Annotated in this window: 14 protein-coding genes; 8 read left to right on the plus strand and 6 right to left on the minus strand. The window is 59.1% G+C overall.

All coding sequences use genetic code 11. The features are described from left to right. Positions 1–78: 78 nt before the first annotated feature. Positions 79–735 carry a DUF2161 domain-containing phosphodiesterase gene (locus tag ACOQOQ_RS01940; RefSeq protein WP_420568473.1) on the minus strand — a complete coding sequence of 219 codons (657 nt, stop codon included), beginning with the start codon at positions 733–735 and terminating at the stop codon, positions 79–81. Positions 736–832: 97 nt separating this feature from the next. Here ACOQOQ_RS01940 and ACOQOQ_RS01945 point away from each other — a divergent pair, with 97 nt between their 5' ends. The 7 genes from ACOQOQ_RS01945 (at position 833) to ACOQOQ_RS01975 (ending at position 6,936) form a co-directional block, all read left to right on the plus strand. After that, positions 833–1,834 carry a TraB/GumN family protein gene (locus ACOQOQ_RS01945; RefSeq protein ID WP_420568474.1) on the plus strand — a complete coding sequence of 334 codons (1,002 nt, stop codon included), beginning with the start codon at positions 833–835 and terminating at the stop codon, positions 1,832–1,834. A gap of 90 nt (positions 1,835–1,924) precedes the next feature. Beyond that, positions 1,925–2,845, plus strand: a complete 921-nt coding sequence (locus ACOQOQ_RS01950; protein WP_420568475.1) for a manganese-dependent inorganic pyrophosphatase — start codon at positions 1,925–1,927, stop codon at positions 2,843–2,845. A gap of 153 nt (positions 2,846–2,998) precedes the next feature. Next, positions 2,999–3,874: a TIGR01459 family HAD-type hydrolase gene (locus ACOQOQ_RS01955; RefSeq protein ID WP_420568476.1), complete on the plus strand. Its 876-nt coding sequence runs from the start codon at positions 2,999–3,001 to the stop codon at positions 3,872–3,874. A gap of 101 nt (positions 3,875–3,975) precedes the next feature. After that, positions 3,976–4,419: a MaoC family dehydratase gene (locus ACOQOQ_RS01960; RefSeq protein ID WP_420568477.1), complete on the plus strand. Its 444-nt coding sequence runs from the start codon at positions 3,976–3,978 to the stop codon at positions 4,417–4,419. Between the two features lie 92 nt (positions 4,420–4,511). Next, a complete protein-coding gene (locus ACOQOQ_RS01965; RefSeq protein ID WP_420568478.1) occupies positions 4,512–5,450 on the plus strand; it encodes a bifunctional riboflavin kinase/FAD synthetase in 939 nt (312 codons plus the stop codon). Then, on the plus strand, positions 5,447–5,893 hold the full coding sequence (locus ACOQOQ_RS01970; protein ID WP_420568479.1) for a YcgN family cysteine cluster protein: 447 nt from the start codon (positions 5,447–5,449) through the stop codon (positions 5,891–5,893). Before ACOQOQ_RS01965 ends, ACOQOQ_RS01970 begins: the two co-directional genes overlap by 4 nt. After that, complete coding sequence (locus ACOQOQ_RS01975; protein WP_420568480.1) at positions 5,893–6,936, plus strand: threonine aldolase family protein; 1,044 nt, start codon at positions 5,893–5,895, stop codon at positions 6,934–6,936. The genes ACOQOQ_RS01970 and ACOQOQ_RS01975 overlap by 1 nt, the downstream gene beginning before the upstream one ends. A 3-nt stretch (positions 6,937–6,939) precedes the next feature. Here ACOQOQ_RS01975 and ACOQOQ_RS01980 read toward each other — a convergent pair whose 3' ends face one another. After that, the gene (locus ACOQOQ_RS01980) at positions 6,940–7,539 is read right to left on the minus strand and encodes a 2-hydroxychromene-2-carboxylate isomerase (RefSeq protein WP_420568481.1); all 600 of its coding nucleotides are present in this window, start codon (positions 7,537–7,539) and stop codon (positions 6,940–6,942) included. 105 nt (positions 7,540–7,644) lie between these two features. On the opposite strand from ACOQOQ_RS01980, the gene ACOQOQ_RS01985 reads away from it, so the two are divergent. Next, positions 7,645–8,661, plus strand: coding sequence for a ribose-phosphate pyrophosphokinase (locus ACOQOQ_RS01985; protein WP_420568482.1), 1,017 nt, complete (start codon positions 7,645–7,647; stop codon positions 8,659–8,661). A 30-nt stretch (positions 8,662–8,691) separates the two neighbouring features. On the opposite strand, the gene ACOQOQ_RS01990 is transcribed toward ACOQOQ_RS01985, so the two are convergent. From ACOQOQ_RS01990 to ACOQOQ_RS02005, 4 genes are all read right to left on the minus strand, one after another. Further along, the gene (locus ACOQOQ_RS01990) at positions 8,692–9,039 is read right to left on the minus strand and encodes an H-type lectin domain-containing protein (protein WP_420568483.1); all 348 of its coding nucleotides are present in this window, start codon (positions 9,037–9,039) and stop codon (positions 8,692–8,694) included. Between the two features lie 116 nt (positions 9,040–9,155). Further along, positions 9,156–9,593: a F0F1 ATP synthase subunit epsilon gene (locus tag ACOQOQ_RS01995; RefSeq protein ID WP_420568484.1), complete on the minus strand. Its 438-nt coding sequence runs from the start codon at positions 9,591–9,593 to the stop codon at positions 9,156–9,158. Between the two features lie 11 nt (positions 9,594–9,604). Then, the gene (atpD, locus tag ACOQOQ_RS02000) at positions 9,605–11,029 is read right to left on the minus strand and encodes a F0F1 ATP synthase subunit beta (RefSeq protein WP_420568485.1); all 1,425 of its coding nucleotides are present in this window, start codon (positions 11,027–11,029) and stop codon (positions 9,605–9,607) included. 16 nt (positions 11,030–11,045) lie between these two features. Continuing rightward, positions 11,046–11,921, minus strand: coding sequence for a F0F1 ATP synthase subunit gamma (locus tag ACOQOQ_RS02005; RefSeq protein WP_420568486.1), 876 nt, complete (start codon positions 11,919–11,921; stop codon positions 11,046–11,048). Positions 11,922–11,924 lie beyond the last annotated feature (3 nt).

Genomic DNA, 11,924 nt, shown 5'->3' on the forward strand with positions numbered 1-11,924 from the left:
AACAGCACAGAGGGGAGTCAACTGATTGTCCGGACAAATTCGACAAATTTTCATGCGGCGCTGCAGCATGAATTTCACTTAGGTCACAAGCGCCTCGCGACCTGCATCGGACAAATCGTATGTGCCGACACTGACCTTGGTGAACCAGCCATAGTGATTGTCGCGCATCATCGTCGTGGCCTTGGCCACCTCGGCGCCTTTGGCAACCAGGCTGCCTTTACTGGGTCCGTGTTCGGCCAAATAGGCCGCGCAGCGCAGCGCCTCTTGCCGGTACGAGGTCACCAGCCCCTTGCGCACCGCCCCGCCCTGGTTGGGATCGCCCTGACGTCTCTCGAACTCTTTCATAAGCGTGTCTTGCCGCCGCTTGATCTTGCGCGGGCGGAAAGGCGCAGGGTCGTGGTGCACCTGTACTTCGGCTGTATCCAGCTTGACCGTGATCACGCCCAGCCCAAGCCGTTTGCACAGACCAACATTGCCCTTGAACGCCCGCCATCCCGTGCGCCCCTTCCACCGGGGGACTGCCACATACACCTGATCCGTCAAAGCCTGACGCGCCACAGCCTGCTGCAACAATGTCAGGGAAAAGCCGGTCTTCAGCTCGATGATCACCGGGGGTTCGCCTGCGCGCATGACCACAACATCCGCCGCGCCAATTTCGGATTTCACCTCATAACCCAAGGCCTGGAAGAACCGTTTCACCGGATCATAGAGGTCAGTTTCGGAAATCTTGGCCATAGTTTTTTCTACTGCGCCGCGCGCGCCAGTCCAACCCCAGTTGCTGCGCTGCTGTAATTTGGTATCGTGCCAGCATCACTTCACAACCGAGGCCTGTATGACCCGTATTCTGTTCGCCATTTTCCTGATCTGTCTCGCTCCTCTGGCGCAGGCCCGCTGCACCGAGAAGCTGGACATTTCCCCCCAAGTCCTGACCGAGCTACGGGCCAAAGCCGCCCAAGCCCCTTTTCATCGCGGTAATCTTTGGCAGGTCCAGAAGGACGGCGTGACCTCGTACATTTTTGGCACGATGCATCTGTATGATCCACGCCATGCGGCCTCGCTCGAACGCCTGAAGCCCCTGATTGCGTCTTCCGAACAGGTGCTGGTTGAGGTGACCAAAAAAAGCGAGGCCAAAATGAAGACCTTGCTTGGGAAAAACCCGGACCTCTACTCCATCACCGAAGGCCCCAGCCTGATGGACCGGCTGGGCCCCGAAGCCTGGGCGAAACTAGTCGAAAAACTGCAAGGTCGTGGAACGCCTCCTTTCATGGCGGCCAAGCTTCAACCCTGGTTTCTGGGATTTTCAATGATGCTGCCGAAATGCGCGATGGAGGACCTGAAGGCCAAACGGTTCGGCATCGACAAAAGCATCGAAGCCACTGCCGTAGACCTGAACAAACCCGTGCAATCCCTGGACGATGTTGGCGATCTGCTGGCCTATTTCGCCAAGGACCCGCTGCCCAAACAGGTCGAAGACATGCGCTGGGGCCTGATGCTGGACCTGCCCGAGGACCCGACAACCTCGGGGATCACGGCCTTCTATTTCCAGGAAGAGACGCAGGTGGCCTGGGTCTATACCCTGCATTATTTCGAAACTCTGGCCGCGACCGTCCCCGCAAAGGATGCGGCAAAGCTGCAAGAATTCACAACGCAGCTGCTGGATGACCTGATCATTGGACGCAATCAGCAGTGGGGGGAAACGCTGGCACCGGAGCTGACGCAGACACCCAGTTTCGTCGCTGTTGGCGCCCTACATCTGCCGGGGGAATACGGCGTCCTCAGGATGCTGGAAAAGGCGGGATTTTCGGTTGAACGGCTTTCGTTGAATCAGCCCTGAAACGCGGCATTTTAGGCGCGTGACAATCCTTTTTCCGCTGCCTATAAGCCCGACAACAGCCCCTTTTTGATGAATCTAAGGAATCTCAACATGACCACCCAGGTTTTTGGCCATAAATCCCCCGATACCGACTCGACCGGTTCGCCCATCGTCTGGGCCTGGTACCTGAACGAGATCAAAGGCGTTGCCGCCGCCCCCAAACTGCTGGGTGAGCCCAACACCGAAGCTCTGTTCGTGCTGGAACGCTGGAACCTGGACAAGCCCGAGATCATCGATGGTGTCGAAGCCGGCGCACCCGTCGTCATCGTTGACACCAACAACCCCGGTGAACTGCCCGAGAACATCAACGATGCGGACATCACCGCGATCATCGACCACCACAAGCTGGTCGGCGGCCTGGAAACCAAAGGCCCGATCGATATCACCATCCGTCCGCTGGCCTGCACCGCCACCATCATGTACGACCTGATGGGTGACGACGCCGCCAAGATGCCCGAAGCCATCAAAGGCGCCGCGCTGAGCTGCATCATCTCGGACACGCTGGAATTCCGCTCGCCCACCACCACCGATCGTGACCGCGAAGTGGTCGAGGCGCTGGCCGCCGATCTGGGCGTCGACGTTGCCGCCTATGCCTCGGAAATGTTCGAAGCAAAATCCGATATCTCGGCCTTCTCGGACGCCGAGCTGATCCGCATGGACTCGAAAAAATACGAAGTCGACGGCACCAATTTCCGCGTTTCGGTTCTGGAAACCACCGCACCCAAGCTGGTTCTGGACCGCAAAGACAGCCTGATGGCCTCGTTCGCCGAAGTCGCCAAAGAGGACGGCGTTGACGAAGTTCTGCTGTTCGCCGTGGACATCCTGAACGAAGAAGCCACCCTGCTGGTCCCCAACGACGTGATCAAAGGCGTTGCTGAAAAATCCTTTGGCGCCACCGTGACCGGCGACACCGTTGTCCTGCCAGGCGTCATGAGCCGGAAGAAACAAATCATCCCCAACCTGAAGGTCTGATCTGAACTCTGACAAGTTTCGAAAGGGCGTCCAGCGGGGCGCCCTTTTTCGTTGCAGGCCCATTTCGGGTTCTTTGAGGGCCGATTTGTGCTGCGGCGTCATAGTGGTGTGATAGACAGGCGGCAAACAGCCATTGCCAGTCCGAGAGCCCCGATGACCCAGATTATTTCCTCGCTTGCCCAGATTTCCAGCCGCTATGACGCTCTGTTCGTGGACCTGTGGGGCTGTGTTCATGATGGTGTTCAAGCCATGCCCGAGGCCGTCACCGCCTTGCAAGACTATCGCCGCAAGGGCGGGATCGTGGTTCTGGTCACCAACTCGCCCAAGCCGCGCGCGGGGGTCGAGGTTCAGCTTCAGAAATTCGGCGTCCCCACCGATGCATGGGACACGATCGCCACCTCGGGGGACAGTGCGCGCTCGGCCATGTTCCGGGGCGCCGTTGGCGAGAAGGTCTTCTTCATGGGCGAGTGGGAGCGGGACGAAGAGTTCTTTACACCGCTGAAGCTGCTGGAAGATCCGCTGAACATCGAACTGGTCGATCTGGATCAGGCCGAGGGCATCGTGTGCTGTGGCCCCTTCGACCCGATGGCGGACCCCGCCGATCTGCGGCCCCAGCTGCTCTATGCCAAGACCAAGGGAATGAAGCTGCTATGCGCCAACCCCGACATCGTCGTGGACCGCGGCGAAGTGCGCGAATGGTGCGCCGGTGCGGTCGCGCGCCTGTACACCGAAATGGGCGGAGAAAGCCTGTACTTCGGCAAACCCCATCCGCCAATCTATGATCTGGCGCGGCGGCGCCTGTACGCTTTGGGTCACGATATCCCGGACAGCCAGATTCTGGCCATCGGCGATGGCGCCCAGACCGATATCAAAGGCGCCACCGGCGAAGACATCGATTCCCTGTTCATCAGTGGCGGTCTGGCCCGCGCAGATACCAAAACGTCGCACCAACCGGACCCAGAAGCGTTAACCGCCTATCTGCAAAGGGAAATGTCCATGCCAACCTATACCATTGGACAACTCCGTTAATCCAATTAGGACTTGATTTTCTGCGACTGCAAAGTAATAAAGTTCCAACATGAGGGCCGCGAACGCCCAAAAATTACTCACCGAACCAAACGGAGGGTCGGATGTTGGACAATTTACCTCGTGGAACGATCTGCATCGAAGATATCGAGATGGGGATGACCCGTCATGTGCGGAAAGTCGTCACGGACGAAGATATCGAAATGTTTGCCAAGGTCTCGACCGACCACAACCCGGTGCACCTGGATGAAGAATACGCCAAGGACACCATGTTCCATGGCCGCATCGCCCATGGGATGCTGACGGCAGGGCTGATTTCGGCCGTGATCGGCGAACAGCTGCCAGGCCATGGCACGATCTACATGGGCCAAAGCCTGAAATTCCTGGCGCCGGTCCGCCCGGGCGACATGGTAACGGCCGAGGTCGAGGTCGTGGATATCGAACACCAGAAACGCCGGGTCAAGCTGGACTGCCGCTGCATGGTCGACGGCAAGAAGGTTCTGGTCGGCGAAGCCACCGTGCTGGCACCGTCGCGTAAATTCGACTGATCGCCTGACAAGGCAAAAAATGATGCGTCGCTGGTCAAGCCTGGGGCGCATCCCTGCTTGCGCATTTTGCCGTGGGCCGCTAGGCCTTCGAAATGCGTATCATCCGTGACCATACCTATGTGAACGAAGAGGACCGCGGCGCCTCGGTTGCGATTGGCAACTTCGACGGCGTCCACCTGGGCCACCAGGCGGTAATCGACTTGGCCCGCAAAGCTGGCGACGCCATCGGCGCACCACTGGGCGTCATGACCTTCGAGCCGCACCCTCGCCAGTATTTCGCCCCCGACGCCCCGGCCTTTCGCCTGATGAGCCGCGAAGCCAAGGCGCACCGGCTGGAAAAACTGGGCGTCCAGCGCCTATACGAGTTGAACTTCAACGCCGCCCTGTCCGGCCTGACGCCCGAAGATTTCGCGCAGAAGGTCATCAAGGACGGGCTGGGCCTGAAACATGTGATCGTGGGCGCGGATTTCTGCTTTGGGCGGGGCCGCAAAGGCTCGACCGAAGATCTGATACGGTTTGGCGATCAAATGGGCTTTGGGGTCACTGTGACCGAGCTGATCGAGGGTGACACCGGCGAGGTGTCCTCTACCGCGATCCGCCAAGCGCTGACGGATGGCCGCCCGCGCGATGCTGCCGCGATGCTGGGCCACTGGCACCGGATCGAGGGCGAAGTAATCGGTGGCGACCAACGCGGCCGCGAAATGGGCTATCCGACCACGAACATGTCCATCGACGGGCTGCACCAGCCGAAAATGGGTGTGTATGCGGTTCTGGTCGACGTGCTGGAAGGCCCCCACAAAGGCAGCTACCACGGCGCCGCTTCGATCGGGGTGCGGCCGACGTTCAACGGCGAAAAGCCGAACCTGGAAACCTTCATCTTCGATTTCACCGGCGATCTTTATGGCACACCTCTGTCCATCGGACTGGTCGACTATCTGCGCCCTGAAATGAAGTTCGATGGGCTGGAATCCCTGACTGCGCAGATGGACAAGGATTGCCTTCAGGCCCGCGATATTCTTGGCGCGCTATGACCCGGCCCCGGTTCTGGGAAACCGTCCCACTGAAGGACATGACCCGCGATGAATGGGAAGCGCTGTGTGACGGCTGCGGCAAATGCTGCCTGAACAAGCTTGAGGATGCAGACACCGGCGAGGTCGCCCTGACCCGCGTCGCCTGCCGTCTTCTGGATGACGAAACGTGCCGCTGCACGCAGTATGAAATTCGCCACCAGTTCGTTCCCGAATGCATCGTTCTGAAGCCCGGTAACATCGACAAGAACCTTTATTGGATGCCGGAAACCTGCGCCTATAAACTTCTGTGGAACGGCCATAAACTGTATAATTGGCATCCGCTGATCTCGGGCGATCCTGAAAGCGTGCACCGGGCTGGTGTCTCGGTCCAAGGGATAACAGTGCCCGAATTCGAGATCGACGAAGATGACTGGGAAGACCACCTGATAGAGGAGCCGCGCTGATGTTTTTCGCTTCGGACAATGCAGGGCCTGTGCATCCGAAGGTGATGCAGGCCGTGGCGGACGCAAATCAGGGCTATGCGATGGGCTATGGTGCTGATGCCGAAATGGCCAAGGTCCGCACCCAGCTGCGTGATCTGTTCGAGGCCCCCGACGCCGCGATCTATCTGGTCGGAACCGGCACAGCGGCAAACGCCTTGGCGCTGGCGACTTTGGGCGACCCTTGGCAGACGGTGTTCTGCGCGCCCACCGCCCATATCCACGAAGACGAATGCAACGCACCCGAATTTTACTCGGGCGGCGCCAAGCTGACCTTGGTGGGCAATGCGGACAAGATCACACCCGATGCCCTTCGCACCGCCATTCTGGCCGAAGAAACGCGCGGTGTGCATGGCCCGCAGCGCGGGCCGGTATCGCTGACTCAGGTCACGGAACGCGGACAGGTCTATAGCCTGAGTGAGCTACAGGCGCTGACCGCCGTCGCCCGCAAATTTGGCCTGCCGACCTATCTGGATGGCGCGCGCTTCGCCAATGCTGTGGCCGCGTTGGGATGCTCGCCTGCCGAAATGAGCTGGAAGGCGGGTATTGACGCCGTCAGCTTTGGCGGCACCAAGAACGGCTGCCTTGGCGTCGAGGCCGTGATCTTTTTTGACCCCGCCAAAGCGTGGGAGTTCGAACTGCGCCGCAAGCGCGGGGCGCATCTGTTCTCGAAGCACCGGTATTTGTCGGCGCAGTTTCTGGGCTATCTGAGCGGCGATCTGTGGCGCGACATGGCCGACACCGCGAATGCTGCCTGCGCCCGCCTTGCCGCCGGGTTCGACACGGCGCAGGGCATTCAAATCCTGTTTCCGCCTCAGGCCAACATCATTTTCGCGGACATGCCGCGCGCATTGCACCAGCGACTGCATGATGGCGGCGCGACCTACTATATCACCCGCGGTACGCTTGAAGGCGACGACCCGGACGAGCCTTTGACCGGCCGATTTGTCTGTGACTGGTCGATCCAGAACGCCCAGATCGACAGGTTTTTAGACCTTTTGGGCTAAGCCTTACAGCTTGCCCGCCAAGTGCAGATCCAGATCATCAATACTGTCCTGACCCCAGAATTTCTGCCCGGTATCAACCACATAGAAGGGCGACCCGAAAACGCCCGCGCTGACCGCATCCTCAAGGTTACGGGCATAGGTCTCGGCCCCCATCAGCAGACCACTGTCGGTCAGACCGGGATCAAACCCCGCGCTCTCAAGACAGGCCTTGATCACCGCGTCATCGGATATGTCCTTCTCTTCGGCCCAAGTGGCACGCAAGATTGCCTGAACCAAGGCGCCAACATCGCCGCCTCCAGAGGCTTGCGCCGCGATGATTGCATAAGAAGACGGCGCAGCATTCACTGGCCAATGCGCAGGTTGCAGGTTGAACGCCATTCCCAGCCTCTTGGCCGTCCGCGGCAGCACCTGCGCGCGATAGTCATTACGAGACGAATGCCGCTGGCCCTGCGGCAGCCCCCCGGTTCGAGGGAACGCAGCAATGATATCGAAGGGGCGATAGGTGACACTTGCCCCGTGTTTGTTCGCGATCTGCTCCATCCGGCTGCCCGCCAGATAGGAATACGGTGAAAGCGTCGAAAAATAGTAGTCGATATGTGGCATTTCTGCCCCTCCCTCGTGCGCATAGCTTTGCCTGACGGTAGTGGGATGCTATGCGGTGTCAACGACACGAATCTGTCATATCGACCACTCTGGGGAACTGCTGCCATGCCCACTCTGAACGAACCCAAGCTGATCGCAGGCAATGCCAACCTGCCCTTGGCCCAATCCATCGCACGCCGGATGTCCATCCATCGCGGAATGAACATCGGCCTGGTGGATGCCCGCGTCGAACGGTTCAACGATCAGGAGATCTTTGTCGAGGTCTACGAGAACGTCCGCGGCGAAGATATGTTTATCGTCCAGCCGACCTCGCGTCCCGCGAATGACAACCTGATGGAGCTGCTGATCATGTCCGACGCGCTGCGCCGCTCGTCGGCCTCGCGTATCACCGCCGTGATCCCCTATTTCGGTTATGCCCGTCAGGACCGCCGCACCAAGGCCCGCACGCCCATCAGCGCCAAGCTGGTTGCCAACATGCTGGTCGAGGCCGGGATCGAACGTATCCTGACGCTGGACCTGCACGCTGCTCAGATCCAGGGCTTCTTTGATATCCCCGTGGATAACCTCTATGCCTCGCCGATCTTTGCGCTGGACATCCAGACACAGTTCGAAGGCTCGATGGAAGACGTAATGGTCGTTTCCCCCGACGTTGGCGGCGTGGCTCGTGCCCGCGAGCTGGCCAAACGGATCAACGCCCCCCTGTCGATCGTGGACAAACGCCGCGAGAAACCCGGTGAGGTCGCCGAAATGACCGTGATCGGGAATGTCGAGGGTAAGAAATGCATCATCGTCGATGACATGTGCGATACCGCCGGCACCCTGTGTAAAGCGGCCGAGATCCTGCTGGAACACGGCGCGACCGAGGTGCACTCGTATATCTCGCACGGTGTTCTGTCCGGCCCCGCAGTTGAACGGATCACCAACTCGGTCATGAAATCACTGGTCATCACCGACTCGATCCAGCCGACCGCAGCCGTCGAGGCCACCCCGAACATCCGCATCCTGCCAACCGCGCCGATGTTCGCCCAGGCCATCCTGAACATCTGGAACGGCACCTCGGTATCGTCACTGTTCGAAACAGATACGCTGGAGCCGATCTACGAAGGTCAGTTCAAGGGCTAAGCCTTTCAGGGTCGTGCCAATGGTGCGACCCTAAACTTCCCACATGTCGTCATCAATGATGGTGCCAATTGCCATCCAACTGGCCCTGGCCCGTGCGACGCGCGTATTTCCCCAAGTCCGAAACACGATCTCGAACCCTTTTGGGGTAATCTTGTCCACGTCTACGTCCCCGCGCATGTTGGTCGAGTAATCGACGTCCCACAGGGACAGCGCGCAATGGACACTGGGAGGCGCGGAAAAGGCCCGTTCAAAGGCAATGTGGACACGGCGTTCGCGTGTACCCTCTCCGGTCCACATCTCTCCGCCGTCTTCGAAATCCTCGAACAGATCGGCATTTCCCTGAGTCACGGCAACGTGACCCGTATTCAAAATCTTCATGGCTATTATTTTGCCCGTTTTATGTGCAGCCCCATAGTGCCGCATTCCCCGGCCCAGGCAAGAAAAAAGGCCCCGGAGCTTTCCGGGGCCTTTCTAGGATGTCGTTTGAACGTAGATCAGTTGTTCGCAGCGTTGGTGTCCAGACCGATGTGGCCGCCCATGGCAACCATATCGGCCAGCAGTTTGGCTGCGTCATCAACCGGACCAGGCTCGTTCTTGAACACTTCCTTGGCCTGGCTCAGCGCTTCCGAGGCGGCCTTGAGCATCTCATCGAGGTGCTCTTGGGTCACTTCGGCACGCGGAACTGCGCGCTCGGCCAGAACGGAAATGCCGTCAGCAGTGATTTCAGCGAAACCGCCGGTCACAACATATTCAGCCTCGCCTTCCGGGCCCGAGATCCGCAGCACGCCAGGACGCAGGGTGGTGATGGTCGGAGCATGGTTGGCCATGGCCGTCATGTCCCCGTCCGCACCCGGGATCTGGACCTGTTCAACCACCAGCGAAGCAAGGCTCCGCTCGGGGCTGACCAGATCGAATTGAACAGTATCAGCCATAATGGCCCTCCTTAGGCCGCGTCGGCCGCCATTTTCTCGGCTTTAGCGATCACTTCATCGATGCCGCCAACCATGTAGAAGGCGCCTTCGGGCAGGTGATCGTATTCGCCGGCCACAACAGCCTTGAACGACGAGATGGTGTCTTCCAGCGGAACCTGAACACCGTCCGAGCCGGTGAACACTTTCGCAACGTCAAAGGGCTGCGACAGGAAACGCTGGATTTTACGAGCACGGGCAACGGTCAGTTTGTCTTCTTCCGACAGTTCGTCCATGCCAAGGATCGCGATGATGTCCTGCAGCGACTTGTAACGCTGAAGGATACCCTGAACCTGGAAGGCCACGTTGTAGTGTTCTTCACCAACAACTGCCGGGTCCATCAGACGCGACGAGCTGTCCAGCGGGTCAACGGCCGGGTAGATACCCAGTTCCGAGATCGCACGGTTCAGAACGGTAGTTGCGTCCAAGTGGGCAAAGGTCGTTGCCGGTGCAGGGTCGGTCAGGTCATCCGCAGGCACGTACACGGCCTGGATCGAGGTGATCGAACCGTTCTTGGTCGAGGTAATACGTTCCTGCATCGCACCCATGTCGGTGGCCAGCGTCGGCTGGTAGCCCACGGCCGAGGGGATACGACCCAGCAGCGCCGAAACCTCGGAGCCTGCCTGAGTGAAGCGGAAGATGTTGTCCACGAAGAACAGAACGTCGGTACCGGACTGGTCGCGGAACTGTTCTGCCAGGGTCAGACCGGTCAGAGCAACACGCGCACGTGCACCCGGAGGTTCGTTCATCTGACCGTAAACCAGAGCAACCTGCGATTCTTCCAGGTTGTCGGGCTTGATCACGTTGGATTCGATCATTTCCCAGTACAGGTCGTTCCCTTCACGGGTACGCTCACCAACACCTGCGAACACCGAGAAACCCGAGTGCACTTTTGCGATGTTGTTGATCAGTTCCATGATCAAAACGGTTTTACCAACACCGGCACCACCGAACAGACCAATTTTACCACCCTTCGAGTAGGGAGCCAGCAGGTCGATAACCTTGATGCCGGTCACCAGGATTTCCGACTCGGTCGACTGTTCGTCGAAATCCGGTGCGGGCTGGTGGATGGAACGGGTTTCTTCTGCGTTTACGGGGCCTTTTTCGTCAACGGGCTCGCCGACGACGTTCAGGATACGGCCCAGGGTCGCGTTACCAACGGGCACCGAGATGGGTGCGCCGGTGTCAACGACTTCCTGACCGCGAACCAGACCTTCGGTCGCGTCCATTGCGATACAGCGAACAGTGTTTTCGCCCAGGTGCTGGGAAACTTCCAGAACCAGTTTCTTACCATTGTTGTCGGTGTTCAGTGCGTTGAGGATTTCCGGCAGGGCGTCCTCGAACTGCACGTCCACAACGGCGCCGATCACCTGAGTGATTTTGCCTTTTGCGTTTGCCATGTTTCGTCTCCGGTTCTTAGAGCGCTTCAGCGCCCGAGATGATTTCAATAAGCTCGTTGGTGATCACAGCCTGACGCGAGCGGTTATACTCGATGGTCAGTTTGTCGATCATCTCACCCGCGTTGCGCGTTGCGTTGTCCATTGCGGACATACGTGCACCCTGCTCGGACGCTGCGTTTTCCAAAAGCGCAGCGAAGATCTGGGTGGCAACACCACGCGGCAGCAGGTCAGCCAGAATGGCCTCTTCATCCGGCTCATAGTCGTAAAGCGTCGTGGCTGCATCAGCCGCGGGCTCGTCAAACTTGGCAGGAATGATCTGCTGCGCGGTCGGGATCTGGCTGATCACCGACTGGAAGCGGTTGAAGAAAATCGTGGCCACGTCAAATTCGCCCGCGTCATAGCGGTTCAGAAGGTCGCGGGCGACATCCTGTGCGTTGGCGTAGCCAATGTTTTTCACCTCGGACAGATCCACGTGCGAGACCATCAGGTCCCCCATTTCACGCTTCAGCTGCTCACGGCCTTTTTTGCCGACGGTCAGAATTTTAACCGTCTTGCCCTGCGCGATAAGCTCTTGAGCTTTCGCACGGGCCAGTTTCACGATGGTGCTGTTGAAGCCACCGCACAGACCACGTTCTGCGGTCATGACAACCAGCATATGAACTTGGTCGGCACCGGTGCCGCTCAGCAGCTTGGGGGCGCTGTCAGATCCGCCAACCGAAGCAGCCAGCCCACCCAGAACGCTGTTGAAACGTTCTGTGTAGGGACGCGAGGCTTCGGCAGCATCCTGCGCGCGGCGAAGTTTCGCCGCGGCAACCATCTGCATGGCCTTGGTGATCTTGCGGGTCGATTTGACCGACGCGATCCGGTTTTTTAGGTCCTTGAGATTCGGCATTGC

It is taken from the genome of Thalassovita sp. (assembly GCF_965218685.1).
Classification (GTDB): domain Bacteria; phylum Pseudomonadota; class Alphaproteobacteria; order Rhodobacterales; family Rhodobacteraceae; genus Thalassobius.